This window comes from Streptomyces solicavernae (genome assembly GCF_029968095.1).
Taxonomy (GTDB): Bacteria; Actinomycetota; Actinomycetes; order Streptomycetales; family Streptomycetaceae; genus Streptomyces; species Streptomyces solicavernae.
In genome coordinates this window covers 77,196-97,062 of sequence record NZ_JASCIR010000006.1, presented here as the reverse complement: position 1 = coordinate 97,062, position 19,867 = coordinate 77,196, and the positions used below count along the sequence as shown (strand labels likewise).

General features: G+C 70.1%; 19 protein-coding genes and 1 pseudogene. 10 read left to right on the top strand and 10 right to left on the bottom strand.

Annotated elements, in window-relative coordinates; all coding sequences use genetic code 11:
- Window positions 1–7 precede the first annotated feature (7 nt).
- From QIS99_RS09920 to QIS99_RS09895, 6 genes are all read right to left on the bottom strand, one after another.
- Entirely contained in the window at window positions 8–1,546 is a 1,539-nt protein-coding gene (locus QIS99_RS09920; protein ID WP_282512502.1) for an APC family permease, read from the bottom strand.
- A gap of 222 nt (window positions 1,547–1,768) precedes the next feature.
- Window positions 1,769–3,229, bottom strand: coding sequence for an aldehyde dehydrogenase family protein (locus QIS99_RS09915; RefSeq protein WP_282512500.1), 1,461 nt, complete (start codon window positions 3,227–3,229; stop codon window positions 1,769–1,771).
- Window positions 3,226–4,965 (bottom strand): N-acyl-D-amino-acid deacylase family protein, encoded by a 1,740-nt coding sequence (locus tag QIS99_RS09910; RefSeq protein ID WP_282512498.1) that lies wholly within the window; start codon window positions 4,963–4,965, stop codon window positions 3,226–3,228. The genes QIS99_RS09915 and QIS99_RS09910 overlap by 4 nt, the downstream gene beginning before the upstream one ends.
- A gap of 96 nt (window positions 4,966–5,061) precedes the next feature.
- Complete coding sequence (locus QIS99_RS09905) at window positions 5,062–6,180, bottom strand: LLM class flavin-dependent oxidoreductase (RefSeq protein ID WP_282512496.1); 1,119 nt, start codon at window positions 6,178–6,180, stop codon at window positions 5,062–5,064.
- Between the two features lie 173 nt (window positions 6,181–6,353).
- On the bottom strand, window positions 6,354–7,139 hold the full coding sequence (locus QIS99_RS09900) for an SDR family NAD(P)-dependent oxidoreductase (protein ID WP_282512494.1): 786 nt from the start codon (window positions 7,137–7,139) through the stop codon (window positions 6,354–6,356).
- An 8-nt stretch (window positions 7,140–7,147) separates the two neighbouring features.
- The gene (locus QIS99_RS09895; protein ID WP_282512492.1) at window positions 7,148–8,095 is read right to left on the bottom strand and encodes a TIGR03619 family F420-dependent LLM class oxidoreductase; all 948 of its coding nucleotides are present in this window, start codon (window positions 8,093–8,095) and stop codon (window positions 7,148–7,150) included.
- A gap of 221 nt (window positions 8,096–8,316) precedes the next feature.
- Here QIS99_RS09895 and QIS99_RS09890 point away from each other — a divergent pair, with 221 nt between their 5' ends.
- Window positions 8,317–9,186: a hypothetical protein gene (locus tag QIS99_RS09890; protein WP_282512490.1), complete on the top strand. Its 870-nt coding sequence runs from the start codon at window positions 8,317–8,319 to the stop codon at window positions 9,184–9,186.
- A gap of 72 nt (window positions 9,187–9,258) precedes the next feature.
- Here the strand turns inward: QIS99_RS09890 and QIS99_RS09885 are convergent, their stop codons facing one another.
- Complete coding sequence (locus QIS99_RS09885; protein ID WP_282512488.1) at window positions 9,259–10,593, bottom strand: tetratricopeptide repeat protein; 1,335 nt, start codon at window positions 10,591–10,593, stop codon at window positions 9,259–9,261.
- A gap of 186 nt (window positions 10,594–10,779) precedes the next feature.
- Here QIS99_RS09885 and QIS99_RS09880 point away from each other — a divergent pair, with 186 nt between their 5' ends.
- From QIS99_RS09880 to QIS99_RS32165, 5 genes are all read left to right on the top strand, one after another.
- Window positions 10,780–11,115, top strand: a complete 336-nt coding sequence (locus QIS99_RS09880) for a hypothetical protein (protein ID WP_282512486.1) — start codon at window positions 10,780–10,782, stop codon at window positions 11,113–11,115.
- Entirely contained in the window at window positions 11,112–11,297 is a 186-nt protein-coding gene (locus QIS99_RS09875; protein WP_282512484.1) for a hypothetical protein, read from the top strand. Before QIS99_RS09880 ends, QIS99_RS09875 begins: the two co-directional genes overlap by 4 nt.
- Window positions 11,298–11,344: 47 nt before the next feature.
- Window positions 11,345–11,611: a hypothetical protein gene (locus QIS99_RS09870; RefSeq protein ID WP_282512483.1), complete on the top strand. Its 267-nt coding sequence runs from the start codon at window positions 11,345–11,347 to the stop codon at window positions 11,609–11,611.
- Window positions 11,612–11,749: 138 nt separating this feature from the next.
- Entirely contained in the window at window positions 11,750–12,067 is a 318-nt protein-coding gene (locus QIS99_RS32170) for a hypothetical protein (protein ID WP_349017289.1), read from the top strand.
- A complete protein-coding gene (locus tag QIS99_RS32165) occupies window positions 12,067–12,306 on the top strand; it encodes a hypothetical protein (protein ID WP_349017288.1) in 240 nt (79 codons plus the stop codon). Before QIS99_RS32170 ends, QIS99_RS32165 begins: the two co-directional genes overlap by 1 nt.
- Before the next feature lie 165 nt (window positions 12,307–12,471).
- Here QIS99_RS32165 and QIS99_RS09860 read toward each other — a convergent pair.
- Window positions 12,472–13,689, bottom strand: a pseudogene (locus QIS99_RS09860) (amidohydrolase family protein); the annotation flags it as partial.
- Window positions 13,690–13,860: 171 nt separating this feature from the next.
- Between QIS99_RS09860 and QIS99_RS09855 the strand changes: the two are divergent.
- Window positions 13,861–16,797 (top strand): AfsR/SARP family transcriptional regulator, encoded by a 2,937-nt coding sequence (locus QIS99_RS09855; protein WP_282512481.1) that lies wholly within the window; start codon window positions 13,861–13,863, stop codon window positions 16,795–16,797.
- A 209-nt stretch (window positions 16,798–17,006) separates the two neighbouring features.
- Entirely contained in the window at window positions 17,007–17,165 is a 159-nt protein-coding gene (locus QIS99_RS09850; protein ID WP_282512479.1) for a hypothetical protein, read from the top strand.
- Between the two features lie 156 nt (window positions 17,166–17,321).
- Here QIS99_RS09850 and QIS99_RS09845 read toward each other — a convergent pair whose 3' ends face one another.
- Window positions 17,322–17,837: a DUF3515 family protein gene (locus QIS99_RS09845; protein ID WP_282512477.1), complete on the bottom strand. Its 516-nt coding sequence runs from the start codon at window positions 17,835–17,837 to the stop codon at window positions 17,322–17,324.
- A 210-nt stretch (window positions 17,838–18,047) separates the two neighbouring features.
- Between QIS99_RS09845 and QIS99_RS09840 the strand changes: the two genes are divergently transcribed.
- Both QIS99_RS09840 and QIS99_RS09835 read left to right on the top strand, forming a co-directional pair.
- A complete protein-coding gene (locus tag QIS99_RS09840) occupies window positions 18,048–18,239 on the top strand; it encodes a hypothetical protein (protein ID WP_282512475.1) in 192 nt (63 codons plus the stop codon).
- 340 nt (window positions 18,240–18,579) lie between these two features.
- Window positions 18,580–19,236 carry a hypothetical protein gene (locus tag QIS99_RS09835; protein ID WP_282512473.1) on the top strand — a complete coding sequence of 219 codons (657 nt, stop codon included), beginning with the start codon at window positions 18,580–18,582 and terminating at the stop codon, window positions 19,234–19,236.
- Here QIS99_RS09835 and QIS99_RS09830 read toward each other — a convergent pair.
- Complete coding sequence (locus tag QIS99_RS09830; RefSeq protein WP_349017287.1) at window positions 19,211–19,729, bottom strand: ATP-binding protein; 519 nt, start codon at window positions 19,727–19,729, stop codon at window positions 19,211–19,213. The two genes, QIS99_RS09835 and QIS99_RS09830, sit on opposite strands and share 26 nt — an antisense overlap.
- Between the last annotated feature and the right edge of the window lie 138 nt (window positions 19,730–19,867).

Sequence of the window (19,867 nt, the reverse complement as noted above, 5' to 3'; positions counted from 1 at the left end):
CTGAGCTTCATGGACGGACAGACCGGCCCCGGAAGAACGCCGGGCTGCGCCGTTCCGTGACGAACATGATGACCAGGCCGAGGGCGAGCAGGCCCACGCCGATCACGAACACGGATCCGACGCCGAAGACCGACGATCCGCTGCCGTACGCCGGGTCCCACATGTCGTACAGCGTCTTGCCGAAGACCGCCGTCAGGAGCGCGCCGCCGAGGACCGGGAACAGGCCCTTGTAGACCAGGTCCCGCACCGAGCGGGTGAGTTCGCGGCGGAAGAACCAGGCGCAGGCGAACGCGGTGAGGGCGTAGTAGAAGCAGATCATGAGGCCGAGCGCGTAGATCGTGTCGACAAGGACGTGCTCGCTGACCAGCGTCATGATCGTGTAGAACGCGCCGGTGGCGACGCCGGCCACGATCGTCGCGCGGCCCGGGGTCTTGAACTTCGGGTGGACGCGGGCGTACACGGGCGGCAGCGCCTCGTACGTCGACATGGCGAGGACCGTACGCGCGACCGGGATGAACGTCGTCTGCAGACTGGCCGCCGCCGAGGCGAGGACGGCGACGAAGAGCAGGATGCCGAGCAGCGGGCCCATGACGGGTCCGGCGAGCGCGGCGAAGACGTTGTCGGAGGTGTCCGGGTTGGCGAGCCCGAGGCCCTTGTCGCCCGAGCCGACGGCCATCTGCGCGGCGACGCCGGTGGCGAGGTAGGAGCCGACGAGCACGACCATCGCGATGAGCGCGGCCCGGCCGGGGGTCTTCTCGCTGCCGGAGGTCTCCTCGTTGGCGGTGAGGCAGGCGTCCCAGCCCCAGAACATGAAGATCGAGAGGGAGAGGCCGGCGGTGAAGGCGGCGAAGGACTGGACCGCGAAGGGGTTGAGCCAGGACCAGGAGAAGTCGAGCCCGGTGGCGAACTCGCCGCTGCCCGCCTTCTGGAACGCCATGGCGACGAAGATCGCGAGCACGACGAGCTGGAGTCCGACGAGGGCGTACTGCACGCCCTTCGTAGCGGTCATGCCGCGGTAGCTGATGGCGGTGGCGGCGGCGATCAGGGCGAGGCAGGTGAGGATGTGGACCGGCTTGCTGTCGTCCAGGGCCGCGATGGACTCGGACCCGGTGACCTCACCGGCGAGAAGCCAGAAGTACGAGGTGGCGACGCCCGCGAGGTTGGAGAGGACGATGATCGTGGCGATCACCAGGCCCCAGCCGCACATCCACCCGACGCGCGGGCCGAAGGCCTTCACGGTCCAGGTGAAGGAGGTGCCGCAGTCCGGCATCGCCTTGTTGAGCTCGCGGTAGGCGAAGGCCACGAGCAGCATCGGCAGGAATCCGGCCAGGAAGACGGCGGGCATCTGCACGCCCACCTCGCCCGCGGTGGAGCCGAGCGTGGAGGTCAGGCAGTACACCGGGGCGACGGTCGAGATGCCGATGACGGCACTGCCGGCGAGGCCGACGGAGTTCCCGCCGAGCCCTTTGGACCGCACACCGCTTCCGGCCTCGGTCACGCCCCGTACCGTGTCTCCGCCCTGGGGCGGCGTTTCCAACTGCGTCATGAACAGGACGTTAAGTGCTGCGGTTTCCATGTCCGGAAGGTTGAACTCCGGGTAATCACCCTTCAATCGAGCTATACAAAACGGAAGTCGACCATCGATACGCAGGCATCTCGCGCACTGTGACCCATCACACCAAGGTCCGCTCCCGCGATTCCGCAATGCGGGAATCGCAGGAGCGCCCCAAATGTCCGTTTCAAAATTTTCCCGTACGGCTTCGCGCCGTCACCCGGGCCACACGATCGCCTGCAGCTCGCTGTAGGCGTGCAGCGCGTACGAGCCCACGTCCCGGCCCACCCCGCTCCGCTTGAACCCGCCGAACGGCGCCTCCATGTTCCGGCCGACCGTGTTCACGCCGACCCCGCCCGCGCGCAGCCGCCGGGCGACCCGGAAGGCGCGGGACACGTCGCCGGACCAGACGTAGTCGATCAGGCCGTAGTCGCTGTCGTTGGCGAGGCGTACGCCCTCCTCCTCGTCGTCGAAGGGGATCACCACGACCACCGGCCCGAAGATCTCCTCGCGCGCGACCCGCATGTCGTTGGTGCAGTCGGCGAGCAGCGTCGGCGCCACATAGAAGCCGCGGTCCTGGTGCGCCGGCCGCTCGCCGCCCGCGACCACCCGCGCCCCCTCCTTACGGCCGAGCTCCACGTACGACTCCACCCGGTCCCGGTGCGCGGCCGAGATCACCGGGCCGACCACCGTGCCCCGCGCCGTGGGGTCTCCGACCTTCATGAACCCGATGCAGCCGGTCAGCTTCTCGATCAGCTGCTCGTAGATCCCGCGCTGCGCGAGCACCCGCGTCGGCGCCGTGCAGATCTGCCCGCTGTAGAAGGCGTACGTGGTGGCGATGCCGCGCACCGCCGAGTCGAGGTCGGCATCGTCGAGGACCAGGGCGGCGCCCTTCCCGCCCAGCTCCATCAGCTGCCGCTTCATGCCCCGGCCGCACACCTCGGCGATGCGCTGTCCGACGGCGGTGGAGCCGGTGAAGCTGACCATGTCGACGTCCGGGGAGTCCACGGCCGCCTCGCCGACGTCCACCGAAGTGCCGGAGACGACGTTGACCACCCCGCGCGGCACGCCCGCCTCCTGAAGGGCCCGCGCCATCCGGTACACGGACAGCGGGTCCTGCGGCGCCGGCTTCACGACCACCGTGTTGCCCATCGCGAGCGCGGGCGCGACCTTGCCCGCCGGGTTGGCCCACGGGTTGTTGTACGAGGTGATGCAGGTGACGACGCCGACCGGCTGCCGTACGGCCAGCGCGCCGAGCACACTCGCGGGGCCCATCGGTCCGGCCTCGGTGATCTGCGGCGGAAGGGCTTCCTCCACCGGCTCAAGGGCGCCCTTCGCGTACCGCCGGAACCGGGCCGCGCCCACCGCGACCTGCATGCCGCGGGCGGTGCCGGTCGTCGCGCCGGTCTCGGCCTGCGCGAGCCGGGTCGCGTCGCCCGCGTCCCGCTGGATCAGCTCGGCGGCCCGGTCGAGGATGCGGGCCCGCTCCTCGGGTGTCGTACGCGACCAGGTCTCGAACGCCTCGCGGGCCGCGGCCGCCGCCGCGTGCACCTGCGCGCGCGAGGCTTCGGGGGCGAGCCCGACGACGTCCTCGGTCGCCGGGTTCACCACCTCGTAGTGCCCGCCGTCCGGCTCGACCCACTCCCCGCCGACGAACAGCGGCTGCTTGACGGTCATATGGTACTCACCGTCCGGGTGTCGGTCCCGGAGCGCAGCACCTTGCCGGGCACCGCGCCGGTCACCACGTCCTCGCGGATCGCCTCGACGCCGTTGACCCAGACCGCGTTCACGCCGATCGCCTTGGAGTCGAGGCGCGGGGAGTCGCCGGGCAGGTCGTGGACGAGGGTGGCCTTGCCCGCGTCGATCTTCTCCGGGTCGAAGAGGACGAGGTCCGCGTGGTGGCCCTCGGCGATCCGGCCCCGGTCGACCAGGCCGAAGAGCCGCGCCGGATCGTCCGTCAGCATCTGCACGGCCCGCTCCAGGGAGGTCAGCTTCCGGCCGCGCAGGCAGTCCCCGAGAAAGCGGGTGGTGTACGGGGCCCCGCACATGCGGTCCAGATGGGCGCCCGCGTCGGAGCCGCCGAGCAGGACGTCCTCGTGCTCCCAGGTCTGCTTGCGCAGCTCCCAGGACGCCGGGTCGTTGTCGGTGGGCATCGGCCACAGGACCGTACGCAGCTCGTCGTTGGCGCAGATCTCGACCAGGCACTGGAAGGCGTCCTGGCCGCGCTCGGCGGCGATGTCCTGCACGACCCGCCCCGTCAGGCCCTCGTTCTCCGGGCTGTACGTGTCGCCGATGACGTACCGCCCGAAGTCCGCGAGCCGCCGGAAGACGCCCGCCTCCTTGGAGTCGGCGCGGCGCAGCATCTCGGCCCGTACGCCGGGGTCCCTGAGCTTGACGATCCGCTCGGGCACGGGCAGGCCGAGGATGTCGCCCCAGCCGGGGATGAGGTTGAGGGCGCAGAAGGTGCCGAGGGACATGTTCATCGGCGTGAGGATCGGCATGGTCAGGGCGACGATGCGGCCGCCGGCCTTGCGGGCGCGCTCGCTCGGCACCAGCTGGCGCGGGACGCGCTCGGGCACGGCGGCGTCGATGGTGAGGACGTTCCAGTTGAGGGGCCGTCCGGCGGCGGCGGACATCTCCACGAACAGATCGATCTCGTCGTCGCTGAACTGGTCGAGGCAGCCCGCGACGATCGCCTCCAGCTGCGTGCCCTCGTGCTCGGCGACGGCGCGGGAGAGGGCGAGCAGCTCCTCGGGGTCCGCGTGCCGGGAGGCGACGGGCTGCCCGTCGCCGTCGGAGTGGGTGGAGGACTGGGTGGTGGAGAGCCCCCAGGCGCCCTCGTCCATCGCCTGGTGGAAGAGGTCGAGCATGGCCTGCAGCTGTGCCTCCGTGGGTTTCCCGCCGACCGCGTCCTCGCCCATCACGTACCGCCGCAGCGCGCAGTGGCCGACCATGAATCCGGCGTTGACGGCTGTCCGGCCTTCAAGCTGGTCCAGGTACTCGCCGAACCCCGACCAGTTCCAGGGCGCGCCCTCCTCAAGGGCGACCAGGGACATGCCCTCGACCTTGGACATCATCCGGCGCGTGTAGTCGGCGTCGCCCGGCCGCTCCGGGTTGAGCGGGGCGAGCGTGAACCCGCAGTTGCCGCCCGCGACGGTGGTCACGCCGTGGTTGAGGGAGGGGGTGGCGTACGGGTCCCAGAAGAGTTGGGCGTCGTAGTGCGTGTGCGGGTCGACGAAGCCGGGCGCGAGCACCTTGCCGGTGGCGTCCTCGCTGCTGCGGGCCGCTTCGGTGACGGTGCCGGGGTCGGCGATCACGGCGATGCGGCCGTCCCGGATGCCGAGGTCGGCGCGGTACGCGGGGGTGCCGGTGCCGTCTACGACGGTCGCGCCCTTGATGAGGTGGTCGAGCATCAGGTCCCTTTCTCGGTGCGGTACGTGTACGCGTAGGGGCGCGGGAAACGGCGCGACCGGCCACGACGGCGGGATCGGCCACGACGGCGGGGAGACCTACGCAGCCTGGCGGAAGCGTGTCGTCCGGTGGACCGGGTCCGTGTCGATCCGGGGAATCACGTGCTCCCCGACCAGCCGGATCGTCTGCAAGGTGTCGGCCTTCGAGACCCCGGTCGGCAACCCGAACGACAACTGATCCGCCCCCGCCCGCTCCCACCGGCGGCACTGCGCCAGCACCTCGTCCGGATCGCCGCAGATCAACAGCTCCTCGGCGATGAGCAGTTCGATGATCTCCTCGTTGAACTCCGGCAGCGTCTCGGGCCACACCGGAAACCCCTCGGGCCGGGGAAACGTGTCGTGATAGCGGAAGACCAGCGACTGCAGGTAATGGAGACCTCCCTGGGCCGCGATCCGCACCGCCTCCGCGTGCGTGGGCGCGCAAATGGCCGTCGACGTCACCATCACGTTGTCGTTGACGTAGTCCCCGACCGGCTCGGCGTCCCCGATGGCCCCCTTGTACTGCTCCAGGACCCACTCCATGTCGGACACCTTCTGCACGCTGAACCCGAGCACCCCGAGCCCCTTCTTCGCCGCCATCGCGTACGAGGGCGGGGACCCGGCGGCGTACCACATCGCGGGGTGGGACTTCCCGTACGGCTTGGGGAGAATCTTGCGGGGCGGCAGGGACCAGTGCTTGCCCTGGAACCCCTGGTACTCCTCCTGGAGCCACATCCTGGGGAACTCGGCGATGGTCTCCTCCCACACCTCCTTGGTGAAGTTCATGTCGGTGACGCCGGGGATGAACCCGAGGATCTCGTGCGACCCGGCGCCGCGCCCGGACCCGAACTCATGCCGCCCCTCCGACAGATGGTCGAGCATGGCGACCTTCTCGGCGACCTTCACGGGGTGGTTGACCTGGGCGAGCGGGTTGAAGATCCCGGACCCCAGATGGATCCGCTCGGTGGCGTGCGCGAGGTAGCCGAGGAAGACGTCGTTCGCGGAGAGGTGCGAGTACTCCTCCAGGAAGTGGTGCTCGGACGCCCAGGCGTACTTGAAGCCGGACTTGTCCGCCTGGATGACGTACTCGGTCTCCTCCATCAGCGCCTTGTGCTCGGCGAGCGGATCGGTCTCCGCCCGCTTGCCGACGTACCCCTGAACAAAAAGCCCGAATTCCACGGGGGGTTCACCGTCCTCTGATTCTCCTGATTCTCCTGATACTCCTGATACTCCGACGATTTTCTGACGTACCGTCAGATCTCGACGCGCCCGACTGTTCCACCGCACACGGCGGCCGTCAATACCTGACGGCCCGTCAGGTCGCCCCGTCAGGCCATCCGTCCGAGGGCAGGTCACACAATGCTCACCCCGGCCAGCCACCCGCCGTCGATCACGAACGGCTGCCCCGTGATGTACGAGGAGTCCTGGCCGGTCAGGAAGAGCGCCAGGTCGGCCACCTCCCGGGGCCGCCCCACCCGGCCGAGCGGCACGAGCTTCCGGTACAGCTCGTCGAGCGCCTCCGTCATCGCCTCCGGGTCGGCGTCCGGGTCCAGCTGGGCCGGGTTGGACATGGCGGTGTCGATCGCGCCCGGGCAGACCGCGTTGACCCTGATCCCGTCGCCGGCCAGCTCCATCGCGGCGACCCGGGTGAGGCCGAGGATCGCGTGCTTGGTCGCGGCGTACGTGCCGACGGCCGCCATCCCGGTCATGGCGGTGTACGAGGCGGTGTTCACGATCGTCCCGCCGCCCGCCTCGCCGATGGCTGGAGCCACGGCCCGTATCCCCAGAAAACACCCCACCTGGTTGACGTTCACGACCTGCATGAACTCGTCCAGCGGCGTGTCCACGAGCGCGTTGAAGCGGAGAATCCCCGCGTTGTTGACCAGCCCGTCGACCTTCCCGAAGCCCTCCTTCGCGGCGGCCACCGCGCCCGCCCACCCCTCCTCGCTGCTCACGTCGAGGTGGACGTACCGCGCCCGCCCCTCCCCTATCTCCTTGGCCACGGCCTCGCCCTGCTCGTCGAGCACGTCCGCGAGCACCACCCGCGCGCCCTCCTCGGCGAAGAGCCGCGCCTCCTGCTCGCCCTGGCCGCGCGCGGCCCCGGTGACGATGACGACGCGTCCGTCCAGCTTGCCCATGCCGACTCCTAGTCGTTGAGGTGGGGGGCGACCTCGGCCCCGAATGCGGCCATCTGGTCGACGAGTTCGGTGCGGCACCTGCTCCGGAACCGCACCTGGATCTGCTGCACGCCCATCGCGCGGTACTCACGCAGCGACTCGGCGATCGCCTCGGCCTTGCCGGACAGCGTCCAGCGGCCCACGTCCCAGTCCGCCTCGCCTACGTAGATCGGCTCGGCGATGGTCCCGACGGTGAGCGGTTCCGTGATCCCGGCGTCCTCGCGGAGCCGCGCGATACGGGCGATCTTTGCGGGCAGTTCGGTGCGCCGGTCGCCCTGCGGCAGCCAGCCGTCGCCCCGGGTCGCCGCCCTGCGGACGGCGGGCACGGAGGAGCCGCCGACCCAGATCGGCACGCGCGCCTGCGCGGGACGCGGCAGCTGCCCGAGTCCGCTGAACTCGTAGCGCTCACCGTGGTGTTCGGGATACTCGTCCGGTCCGAGCGCGGCCCGCAGCGCGTCCACGGTCTCGTCGAGCACGGCCCCGCGCCCCTCGAAGTCCGCCCCGAGCACCTCGAACTCCTCGCGCACATGCCCCGCCCCGACGCCCAGGATCAGCCGCCCGCCGCTGAGGTGGTCGAGCGTGGCGTACTGCTTGGCGGACGCGAGCGGGTGCCGCAGCCCTACGACGGCCACGTGACTGAGCAGCCGTACGCGCTCGGTGATCCCGGCGAGGAAGGAGAGGGTGGCGACGGGGTCGTACCAGACGGTGCTCATCGCTGCCGCGAGGCGACGGGGGATCGCGACGTGCTCGCAGCAGGCGATGTAGGCGAAGCCGTTGCGGTCGGCGGTTCTCGCGATCTCGGCGAGGTCGGCCGCGCCCGCTTCGGCTTCCCAGGGTTCGGTGTAGAGGGTGCTCTGGGACTGGATCGGTAGCTGGATGCCGTAGGCCAGGCGGTCTTGCAGGAACGGATGCACCATGACTGCGGGCTCCCTTGTCTCTGACGGTCCGTCATAAACGCTCGCCGGGGGCCATCGTGATAGCTGATGCGCCATCAAACAAGGGCGTACGTAGGGCTTTTCCGGAGCCCACCGACGAGGGAAGCGGCAGCGGTCAACCGCCCCCTCCACTCACACTCGATCGAGTGACCGATTGGGCATATGCCAGAGGGTCATGCGTCTACCCGCCTAACGTCCCCGGCATGGTCAGCTCACCCCACGAAGCACTGCACCGGATCTTCCAGGAAACCCCCGATGTGTTCTCCCGGACCTTCCGCACCCTGGGCCTGCCGTTCCCGGACCCCGTCGAGGTGTCCCTGATGCCCACCGACCTCACGGAGACCAGGCCGCTGGAGCGACGGGTGGACACACTGCTGCACATGCGGACGCGCGACGAGGGCAGCTATCTGCTCGCCGTCGAGTCCCAGGGCAGGAAAGACAAGGCCAAACCGGCGAGTTGGGCGTACTACGCCGCCCACCTGCACTCCAAGTACGGACTACCGCTCGTCCTGCTCGTCACGTGCCAGGACAAGGCCACCGCGGAGTGGGCCTCCGGCCCGTTCACCATCGGCACCCGCCAGTGGCGCACGATGACCCTGAGTCCTCTCGTCCTCGGGCCGCACAACGTACCGGTGGTCACCGACCCCGAAGCCGTGGCCCGCGACATCCCGTTGGCCACCCTCTCGGCCATCACTCACGGCAAGAACGCGGACGCCACTGGCATACTGAAAGTCCTGGCCGACACCTTGAAAAGTCTCGAAGACGAAGAGAACGCACAGCTCTTCGCCGAACTCACCGAACTCGGCCTGGGCGACAGCCAAGGCGCCGAAACCTGGAGGCACCTGATGACCGTTCCCACGTCGTTCTTCCGCTCCAAGACGTCGCAGCGGCTGCGAGCGGAAAACCGCGCAGAGGACATCCTCCGCATCCTCGACCGGCGGTCCATCGACGTCACCCCCGAAGCCCGCGACCGCATCACCAACTGCCACGACCTGGACGTCCTGGGCGACTGGCTGGACCGCACCCTCACCGCCACCGTCGTCGACGACCTGTTCGACCCCAACGAGAGCTGATCAAGCCCCACGGGCGGGACCCAGCCGCCCCGCCCGTGGCCCCAACGCGCCCCAGACGCGGGCGGGCTCGCCCTACAGGAGGGCGGGGGCCACCAGTCGGGCACGCTCGTGGAGATCGCGCGCGGCGCCGTTCTTCAGGTGCGGGCGCAGAAGGCGGAACATCGCCCTGATGCGGTCGTCGGCGCGGCCGGACTGGACCATGGGGTAGTCGTCCAGTGCCTGGTGCCAGGTGGTGCAGGCGGCTTCGAGGTGGCCGATTTCGAGTTGGCGTTCGGCGAGTAGGGCCCGCCGGTGCACTCGGGTGCGCCGATAGATGCTGTGACGGAGCCGGTCTGCCTGCTCCATGGCTTCGACAGCCCCAGTCCTGTCACCGAGTTCGTACCGGACTTGACTGATGTGGTAGTTGAGGGCAGCGGGGTCGTAAGCGCCAAAGGTCTTGCCGCGCGACTCCGCTCGGTCCATCGCTGCCTCTGCCTCCCTGAGATACCGCAACGCACCCGTTCGGTCACCGGTCTGGGCGGCAGCGTGCGCCTGCTGTCCCACAATGAACGCCTGCAGTCGGGGCCCTGCCTTTGGTGATGCGGCGGCAGCGGCATCACCAAGCTCCATGGCCTTCACCCCGTGCCCCAGGTCGACCGCCTGCACGCTCATGCCCCGCAGGGTGGTGCAGTACGTGAGGTGATCCTCGGCCGCACCCGCCAACTCCAGGGCCTTGACGTAATAGTTCTGGGCGAGACCGTGCAAGCCCTCGTCAACGGCCATGTACCCGGTCAGGTACAGCAGGTCGGAGGCCGCGGACAGCATCTCCTTGCGTACGTCTTCGGGTGCATCCGCCCGCAGGTAGGGGGCCACCGTGTTGATAACGAAGGCCGCCGCCATAGGGCGCGAGTGCCTGCCGCCGAACTGGTCGTCCAGGTCGGAGATCCGCTCGGTCATGTCGATGGCCATGTTCACTTCGGACATCCCGATGCGCTGAACGCCGCCCGTCCGCGCGGCTTCCATGCGCCCGACCACATCGGGCCAGTTCGGCACAGTCAGCGCCACGGAGAAGAGCGCCGCCCCCAGGACGCCACGCCGGGACGGGTCCATGTCTCGCCTCCCGAGGTCGACGATCCCATCCACCGTACGCGGCGGAGCGAGGGCCTCGTCAGGGGCCGATGGAAATCCCACCTCACCGTGCGTCACAGGACGCCGCAGCCTGCGAGCCAGCGCTTCGCAGATCAGCGGCCGGACCTCCGCTCGCGGCAAGTGCCCCTTGAGCCACTGATGCACCGACGGTTCGCGGTACCGGAGCGGCGTTCCGCGCTGCGTGCCGACGCGGTTGACCTCCAGGGCGAACTGACGCAGCGTCCAGCCGGATTCGCGGTACAGGCGGTGCAGTCCTTCGTTCGGCGTCGGCGTACCCACAGACCCTCAACTCCCCGCGCTCGTCGAGAACTTAAAGCTCTTAAAAACGGCTCCCTCGACAACGGTACCGCTCTGCGTGATCAGGCAGTTCCCTGGAGTGACGAAGTCGCCACACGCACGACAGACCCCCGCGACCGCACTGGGAGCGGCCCGGGGGCGTGGCCATCAACCCAAGGAATTGACGACGTGACTCACGCTATCGCGAGGCTGCTGGAATCGGTCCTCCGATTCCTGCTGCCCGCCCCTCCCGGCCGGCATCGGCTGCCCGCCGAACCTCCCGCCGCCGCGCACCCTGTGGCCGCCCCGGTGGTACGCATCCCCGTGCTGCGCGGCGAGGACTCCCCGCTCGTACGCCCGTACGTGATCGCTCACGAGCGACGAGAGGAGCAGCAACGTCGGCGGCAGGAAGAGCAATGGCAGGAGCTGTTGCGGCAACGGGCGCGACGACGGGAGCTCTGGCTAGCGCTGCTCGGAGTGGACATCGGCCCCCGGCTCATCCACGGAGTGGAGGTGAGCGCGTGACGACCGTGCCCGCCGTCGGCGACACCGTCTGGGACGCCGCCCGCGACCGCGTGGGCCAGGTCATGGGGCACGTGGGCCCGCGTGTGCAACTGCGCCCGCTGTGCGGCGGCGTGGAGTGGGAGGCAGACTTCGACGACCTCCGGCCCGCCACGCTGAGCGACCCTCCGGGCGGTGACGCATGAGGTGCTACGCGGCGACCGGCATGCCGGAGGAACTGCGAGATCAGGCCATGGCCTACCCGGCAGTGGACGACGAACCCGTCCCCGGCACCGCCGTCTGCGACCTGGACCACCACCCGTACGGCGAACACATGGCGATGGTCCGGGACTTGGACACCGGCGGTGGCGAGGGCGCCGCCTGGGCCCGGTGGGAGGACGGCCATCCACCTCGTCTGGACGTGCTCCCCTACTGCCCGTCCACCACCCCGTCGGGGAGCGACGCCTGCTGGCTCTTCGAGAAGCACCGGGGCGGTCACACCTGGGAGCACTACCTGTGACCCCTCAGGCAGCAACGCAAGGCGGGCCATCCGGGCCCGTCAGGACCCCGGTCAACCGCCCCTGCACTCACACTCGATCGAGTGACCGATTAGGCATATGCCAGAGGGTCATGCGTCTACCCGCCTAACGTCCCCGGCATGGTCAGCTCACCCCACGAAGCACTGCACCGGATCTTCCAGGAAACCCCCGATGTGTTCTCCCGGACCTTCCGCGCCCTGGGCCTGCCGTTCCCGGACCCCGTCGAGGTGTCCCTGATGCCCACCGACCTCACGGAGACCAGGCCGCTGGAGCGACGGCTGGACACACTGCTGCACATGCGGACGCGCGACGAGGGCAGCTATCTGCTCGCCGTCGAGTCCCAGGGCTCGAAGACGAAGAGAACGCACAGCTCTTCGCCGAACTCACCGAACTCGGCCTGGGCGACAGCCAAGGCGCCGAAACCTGGAGGCACCTGATGACCGTTCCCACGTCGTTCTTCCGCTCCAAGACGTCGCAGCGGCTGCGCGCGGAAGGCCACACGGAGGGCCGCGCAGAGGACATCCTCCGCATCCTCGACCGGCGGTCCATCGACGTCACCCCCGAAGCCCGCGACCGCATCACCAACTGCCACGACCTGGACGTCCTGGGCGACTGGCTGGACCGCACCCTCACCGCCACCGTCGTCGACGACCTCTTCCACGACACCGAGAGCTGATCAAGCGCCACGGGCGGGACCCAGCCGCCCCGCCCGTGGCCCCACCCCGGTGGGGTACCCCTACCGAGAAGCGGAAGGGGAGGGGGAGGAGGGGGAGGGGGAGGGGGAGGGGGAGGGGGAGGCGGAGGAGGAGGCGGAGGAGGACGGGGCGGGAGCCGAAGGCCCCCACAGCCCGTCCCCCGTGAGCCCCAGCAGCGACATCGCGTTGCCCCGCACCAGCCGCTCCACCACATCCGGCGCCAGGTGCCCCATCTGGGACTCCCCCACCTCCTTCGACTTCGGCCACGTCGAATCGGAGTGCGGGTAGTCCGTCTCGTACAGGACGTTGCCGACACCCACCGCGTCCAGGTTCCGCAGCCCGAACGCGTCGTCGAAGAAGCAGCCGTAGACATGGTCCGCGAAGAGCTCCGACGGCGGGCGGGTGACCTTGTCGGCGACGCCGCCCCAGGCGCGGTTCTCCTCCCAGACGACGTCCGCGCGCTCCAGGATGTACGGGATCCAGCCGATCTGACCCTCCGCGTACATGACCCTCAGGTTGGGGAAGCGCTCGAACTTGCCCGACATCAGCCAGTCCACCATCGAGAAGCAGCAGTTGGCGAAGGTGATCGTGGAGCCGACGGCGGGCGGGGCGTCCGCCGAGGTCGAGGGCATCTTCGAGGACGAGCCGATGTGCATGGCGACGACCGTGCCGGTCTCGTCGCAGGCCCGCAGGAACGGGTCCCACGCGTCGGTGTGGATGGACGGCAGGCCCAGGTGCGGGGGGATCTCCGAGAAGGCCACCGCCCGTACGCCGCGCGCGGCATTCCTGTACACCTCCTCCGCCGCGAGCTGCGCGTCCCAGAGGGGGATCAGGGTGAGCGGGATCAGGCGGCCCCGCGCCTGCGGGCCGCACCACTCCTCCACCATCCAGTCGTTGTACGCGCGCACCCCGAGCAGCCCGAGTTCGCGGTCCTTCGCCTCGGTGAAGGTCTGCCCGCAGAAGCGCGGGAAGGTGGGGAAGCAGACGGCCGACTGGACGTGGTTCACGTCCATGTCGGCCAGCCGGGCCGGCACGTCGTACGAGCCCGGGCGCATCTGCTCGTACGTGATGACTTCGAGTTTGATCTCGTCCCGGTCGTAGCCGACGGCGGTGTCGAGGCGGGTGAGGGGGCGGTGCAGGTCCTCGTAAACCCACCAGTCGCCTATCGGCCCGTCGTCGCCCTTCGCGCCCATGACCGGCGCGAACTTGCCGCCCATGAACGTCATTTCCTTCAGGGGCGCGCGCACGACGCGCGGGCCGGTGTCCTGGTATTTGGCCGGGAGCCGGTCCCGCCAGACGTTCGGCGGCTCCACCGTGTGGTCGTCGACCGAGATGATCTTCGGGAAGGTCTCCGCGCTCTCCATGGTCTCCATGTACGCCACGGTAGCGCCGATCTGACGAACCGTCAGCTAGTGGAACGGACCGGGAACCATGCGTGGACCCTGTGAGAGCTGTCCCGGGCGGCTGACGCAACGGCCCTGGACAAGGCAGACTGGCGGGGGCAAATTCCAGTACTCGTACCGGGTGGGACAACGATGGACGGTGTACCGCGCGTACCCGGGCAGCGGCGCCCGGAGTCACAGCCGTTGCGCTTCAGCGTGCTCGGACCGGTCCGCGCCTGGCGCGGCAGCGAGCCCCTGAACACCGGATCTCCGCAACAGCGCGCCCTGCTCGTGGCCCTGCTGCTGCGCGAAGGACGCACCGCCACCGCAGCCGAACTCATCGACGCGATCTGGGGCGACGAACCCCCCTCGCAGGCCCTCGCCGCCGTCCGTACGTACGCATCACGGCTGCGCAAGTCCCTCGCCCCCGGCGTCCTGGCCAGCGAGTCCGGCGGGTACGCGATCCGGCTCCCGGTCGCCGCCGAGGGCCTGGACCTGGCGCTCGCCGAAGAGCTGTGGGCCGACGCCGAGAAGGCGCGCGGCGCGGGCGACCTGTGCCAGGCCCGCTCCCTGATCAAGAAGGCGCTCAGCCTGTGGGACGGCGAGCCACTGGCCAACATCCCCGGCCCGTACGCCGACACCCAGCGGGTCCGCCTGGAGGAGTGGCGCCTCCAACTCGTCGAGACCCGGCTCGACATGGACCTGGAGCAGGGCTGCCACGCCGAGGCCGTCTCCGAGCTGACCGCCCTGACCGCCGCGCACCCGCTGCGCGAGCGCCTGCGCGAACTCCTGATGCTCGCCCTCTACCGCTCGGGCCGCCAGGCCGAGGCCCTCGCCGTGTACGCGGACACGCGCCGCCTCCTCGCCGACGAGCTGGGCGTCGACCCGCGCGCCGGCCTGTCCGAGCTGCAGCAGCGGATCCTGCAGGCCGACCCGGGCCTCGCCGAGCCGTCCGCCGCGCCCGCGGAGACGGCCTCCGCGCCGGTACGCCCCGCCCAGCTCCCGGCGACCGTGCCCGACTTCACCGGGCGGGACGCCTTCGTCGAGGAGCTCGGCGCCGTACTCGCCTCCGCCGAGGGCCGCGTCATGGCGGTCTCCGCGCTCGCGGGCATCGGCGGCGTCGGCAAGACCACGCTCGCCGTGCATGTCGCGCACGCGGCCCGCGTCCGCTTCCCGGACGGCCAGCTCTACGTCGACCTGCAGGGCGCGGGCGCGCGCGCCGCCGAGCCGGAGACGGTGCTCGGCGCGTTCCTGCGCGCGCTCGGCACGGCGGACTCGGCGATCCCGGACACCCTTGAGGAGCGCGCGGCGCTGTACCGCTCACTCCTCGACGGCCGCCGGGTCCTGGTGCTCCTGGACAACGCCCGCGACGCGGCCCAGATCCGGCCCCTCCTTCCCGGTACGGAGGGCTGCGCGGCGCTCATCACCTCGCGGGTGCGGATGGTCGACCTGGCGGGCGCGCATCTGGTCGACCTGGACGTGATGTCCCCGGAGGAAGCCCTCCAGCTGTTCACCCGGATCGTGGGCGAGGAGCGGGTCGCGTCCGAGCGCGAGGCGGCCCTCGACGTGGTCGCGGCCTGCGGTTTCCTCCCCCTCGCCATCCGCATCGCCGCCTCCCGCCTGGCCTCCCGTCGTACGTGGACGGTCTCCACGCTCGCCGCGAAGCTCGCCGACGAACGCCGCCGCCTGGACGAGCTGCAGGCCGGCGACCTCGCGGTCAAGGCGACCTTCGAGCTGGGCTACGGCCAGCTGGAGCCGGCCCAGGCCCGCGCGTTCCGCCTCCTCGGCCTGGCGGACGGCCCGGACCTTTCGCTCGCCGCGGCGGCTGCGATGCTCGACCTGCCGGCCGAGGACACGGAGGACCTCCTGGAGGCGCTGGTCGACACGTCCCTCGTGGAATCCGCCGCCCCGGGCCGCTACCGCTACCACGACCTGGTTCGGCTCTACGCGCGTGCTTGTGCGGAGCGGGACGAGTTGCCGCCCGATGAGCGGGAGTCGGCGCTTTCCCGGGCGCTGGATTTCTATCTGTCGACGGCCACACAGGTGTACGCGCTGGAGCGGCCGGGCGACCGCACGGTCGACCACCTGGAGCGCACCACGTACCCGGGGCTGACGTTCGGGGACAACTCCCAGGCCGTGGACTGGCTGCACAACGAAGCCCACTGCATCCTCGCCTGCGTACAGCAATCCCTGACCGTCGGCTCGCTGCGCCGGGGCGTCGATCTGCTCATGGCGGCCAAGGACCTCGCCGAGTCGGGCGTCAGCTCCCGGCGGTACGAGATCGCCACGATCGCCGCGTGCGACGCCGCCGGCGCCGCCCAGGACCTGCACTCGGAGGGCCGAGCGCGCACCACGCTCACCCAGGTCCACAGCCGGGCCGGCCGCTTCGACGACGCGGACGCCGAGGCGGAGCGGGCCACGGAGCTGGGCCGGGTCGCGCAGGACCCTTGGACCAGCGGGAACGCGCCCAACGAGCGCGGCATCATCGCGATCTACCGCAAGCAGCACACCGAGGGCGAAGCCCACCTTCAGGAGGCCATCCGCGCCTTCCGCGCGGACGGCAACGAGCCGGGCGAGGCCAGCGCCCTGTGCAACCTGTCCCGCATCCTCGTCGCCATGGGCCGCACCACCCAGGCCATCGACCTGGCCCGGCAGGGCATCGGCATCTACGACAAGCTGGGCCTGACGGTCCGCCTCGCGAACGGGCTCCTCGCCCTCGGGATCGCCCTGACCAAGGCAGGCCGGCAGCCGGAGGCCCTGGGCCACCTCTCGGACGCACTGGGCATTTTCACCGAGAACCGGCAGCGCCTGTGGGAGGGCACCACCCACTTCCGCATCGCGGAGGCCCACCTCTCCGCAAACCGCCCCGCTCAGGCCGCCCAGCACGCCGAACAGGGCCTGGCCCTCGGGTGCATCGGTGGCGACTGGGCGCAGGGCAACGTCCTGACGGTGCTGGGCTGCGCCCTGTCCGCCCTCGGCCAGGCCGACCGCGCCAAGGCCTGCTGGACGGAGGCCCTCGCGATCTACGAGCAGACGGACGCGCCGGAGGCGGAGCAGGTCCGCCGTCTGCTCGTCCCGGTCGCGGCCTGACCGAGCACCCCGGCCGCCGCGTTCATCATTCGTTTATCGCCGTACGGCATCGTCTGTTCCGTCGAACCGTCGCCTCGGGGGGCAGACGGCTTGGCCCGGAGTCGCCCCGTTAGGGTGTACGACTCCAATGAGCCCGTCCGGCGGCCCTCGGGGGAGCTGCCGGGCGGGTCTTTGCCACCAACACAGCCGCTCCAACAGGGGAGTTCATCATGAGCGAGGAAAAGAAGAACACCACCGTCAAGCCTCTGGACAGTCACGCGGGCAGCGAGCCCGTGGACGAGATCACCACCCAGGACAGCCACGCGGGCAGCGAGCCCGCCGGCGGCATCACCACGCAGGACAGCCACGCCGGCAGCGAGCCCGCGTAACTGCCGGCCCCGCACGGGGAATCGGCCGCGACGGCGCGGAGGGGAGCCGTCGCGGCCGAGGTGTGTCCAGACGGATTCAGCCGAGTCCTGGCGTGAGACGACCGACAACGGGTCGGCTTCCGCATTTTGACCTACCAGCACATCGCTCTCGGGCAATTACGAGACGTCACCTGCGCCCACACACTTCGCGCCCTGCTCGATCCACGAGACGGCTCCGCTCAACTCGGCGACGGCACCCACTGCTTCTTCCTTCGGGCCGGAGAAGGTCACCTCCACGGCGGGCGCCCTTCCGTACGTCGTCATCCTGCTCACGCCGTCACGATTGAGCCGCCCTTCGTCCAGGACCCAGTCAACCTCTTCGACATGAACACACAGGTTGACCGTGGGCTCAGGTTCCTTCACTCCGCACCGCAGCGTGATGAGGCCGTCCCCCCACTGCACAGTCCCTTCACTCCCCGCCGAGGTGCGTTCACTTCCCAGGATTTCCCCGGGGGACCTGTCCACCACTTCCCCGCACGCCGCACTCGCCCCGTTCGGCGCCGGCTCAGGGCCGCCGGACAGCGAGACGTACGCGATAGCCGCAGCCACCCCGACACCGCTCACGGCGATCCACACCGGAGCCGGGCCAAGCGCCCGGAAAGCGCGGGGTATCGGGGATCTGGAAGGTCGCATGTGCGTCGTCCTCGGTGCTGTGTCTCGACACGGGCGGCGGGAAAGGGCTCGCGGCAGTATTACGTACACGGTGCGGAATTCATCGACGCCGAGATGCAGTTGCAGAAGTACCGTGCCCAATTGGACGCCATGGAGCGGGTCGCTCTCAGCCCCACCGCCTCACGCGACTTCGTCCAGGCCCTCGCCAGAGACCTCTAGGAGACCACGCCCGTGCCCGCAATCGACTGGGAAGACCCCTTCTGCGGCGAAGGAGCCAACTGCTTCCGCCTCGGCACCGACACCGACGGCAACGCCTACATAGCCGTCGCAGGCAAGGAAGACGCCCCCCTCACCGACACCCGCGAAGCGCTCCGCGCCCTGATCCGCGACATCAAGACCGGCAAGGCCGACCATCTGCTATGAGACGGCACGGGCGCCGCACAGCCGAACTCGTACCGCCGGTACGCGCTTGGGGTAGCTGCCCTGACTTCGTCGACTCTTCGGGCACCCCGTTCGAGCGCCTGTGAACGCCCCGGTACTCTTGCCGCGCGCGAATCCGGCAGAGGAGGAGTTCGGCGGCCGGGTCATCGACGTCGACACCGAGGGCCACAGCGGCTAATGGGACGAGGACAGCCAGAGCCTGGCCAATCAGGGCAACATCATCGCGGGCATTCCGCCCTCGGAGGGGGATTACTACGTGCCGCCGCATCCGCCGCAATACCCAGGCGCTCCTGGCTCACCTGGTCCGGGGGCACGCTGAACCGTGGATCTGAAACGACGCCGCATCGCCCTGCCGCTGCTGGCTCTCTTCGCCCTGCTCGCCACCGCAGGGTGCATGACCGACAACGGGAAGAACGACCCACTCCCCGTGAAGAGCAAGTCGAAGGCCGAACATGAGGTCAGGGCACTGATCGATCTGCTGGCCGACGAGATCGGTTCCGAGGTCGACACCGAGACCGTGGACAAGAACTTCCACGAATGCCGGGGCAGGCAGGGCGAGGAAGCCAACGACGGACGGTTCGACCTCGGCTATTCGGTAGCGGTCCCGCAGCCGCGCGCGGAGTACAACTCAGCGCTGAAGAGGCTCAGGAAGAGGCTGGAGGCGGAGGGCTACAAAGTCAGCGACTACCGCGAGGGCGACTGGCGGCACGTCCTGCTCTACGCGAAGGGAGGGAACGCCAACTACTTCGTTTCCGTAGGCGCATCGAAGCCCCCGTACGACGAGATGACCCTCGCCGTGAAAACGCCCTGCTTCCTCCCACCCGGGGTGGAACAAGAACAGGTCTCAGCCCCGCTCCCGCGCCCGCAGGGCGATGCCACGCCCGAGGTACCGGTCGCGGCCGCACCGCAGACGACCCCCACGCCCGCGCAGGACGAAGGGGGCGCGCCACCCGTCATGCGTCCTTATTCGCCGTACTGAATCCACCTGCGACACGCACGGGCAACAGCGCCCACATCCGCGTCCCGCCCCCGGGTTCCCGCGACTCCCCGAAGCCCCACTCGCCGCCGCAGGCCCCCACGACGCGGGCCAACAGCCGAAGCGCCGACCTCCGCCGCCCGTCGCAGGCCGCGGCCAGGCGGGGGCTGGTGTGGCGCGGGTGGCCGTCGTACACGGTGACGCGGATCGTGTTGCCGCTGTGGCGCAGCGATACGTAGAACTCCGCGTCCGGCGTGAACCGGCAGGCGCAGGCGGCCAGTTCGCCGAGCGCCTGGACTGTGACGTCGACGGCCTCGTCCAGGCCGTGCGCGCACAGCATCGCGCGGGCGGCCCTCCGGGCGATCGCCGGGCTCGTGAGCGCGGCGGGCAGCGTCATGCTGTACGCGAGCTCGTCGGGGGCGGGTGGCGTCATGACGGTCGCGTCGTCGACGTGCGGCGTGCGGCATGCGGTGGCGAGGGGTGCGCGGCTGGACATGGTGACTCCCTGATGCGGTACGGGTGTTCGTCGCTGCGGGGCGGTGGCCTGTCTCCCTGACGCGGGCCCGCCCCTCCCAGGGCTGGAGTTCCGGGCAGGCTCGCGTGATGCGCTTCCGCTCGCCGCTTGGGTGAGCGT

Excerpts from the sequence above, each read along its gene's own strand:
- QIS99_RS09830 (WP_349017287.1), bottom strand. The coding sequence starts at position 19,729 with ATGTCCAGCCGCGCACCCCTCGCCACCGCATGCCGCACGCCGCACGTC.
- QIS99_RS09870 (WP_282512483.1), top strand. The coding sequence starts at position 11,345 with ATGGCCTACCCGGCAGTGGACGACGAACCCGTCCCCGGCACCGCCGTC.
- QIS99_RS09895 (WP_282512492.1), bottom strand. The coding sequence starts at position 8,095 with ATGGTGCATCCGTTCCTGCAAGACCGCCTGGCCTACGGCATCCAGCTA.
- QIS99_RS32165 (WP_349017288.1), top strand. The coding sequence starts at position 12,067 with ATGACCGTTCCCACGTCGTTCTTCCGCTCCAAGACGTCGCAGCGGCTG.
- QIS99_RS09900 (WP_282512494.1), bottom strand. The coding sequence starts at position 7,139 with ATGGGCAAGCTGGACGGACGCGTCGTCATCGTCACCGGGGCCGCGCGC.
- QIS99_RS09850 (WP_282512479.1), top strand. The coding sequence starts at position 17,007 with ATGAGCGAGGAAAAGAAGAACACCACCGTCAAGCCTCTGGACAGTCAC.
- QIS99_RS09845 (WP_282512477.1), bottom strand. The coding sequence starts at position 17,837 with ATGCGACCTTCCAGATCCCCGATACCCCGCGCTTTCCGGGCGCTTGGC.
- QIS99_RS09890 (WP_282512490.1), top strand. The coding sequence starts at position 8,317 with ATGGTCAGCTCACCCCACGAAGCACTGCACCGGATCTTCCAGGAAACC.
- QIS99_RS09915 (WP_282512500.1), bottom strand. The coding sequence starts at position 3,229 with ATGACCGTCAAGCAGCCGCTGTTCGTCGGCGGGGAGTGGGTCGAGCCG.
- QIS99_RS09855 (WP_282512481.1), top strand. The coding sequence starts at position 13,861 with ATGGACGGTGTACCGCGCGTACCCGGGCAGCGGCGCCCGGAGTCACAG.
- QIS99_RS09910 (WP_282512498.1), bottom strand. The coding sequence starts at position 4,965 with ATGCTCGACCACCTCATCAAGGGCGCGACCGTCGTAGACGGCACCGGC.
- QIS99_RS32170 (WP_349017289.1), top strand. The coding sequence starts at position 11,750 with ATGGTCAGCTCACCCCACGAAGCACTGCACCGGATCTTCCAGGAAACC.
- QIS99_RS09920 (WP_282512502.1), bottom strand. The coding sequence starts at position 1,546 with ATGACGCAGTTGGAAACGCCGCCCCAGGGCGGAGACACGGTACGGGGC.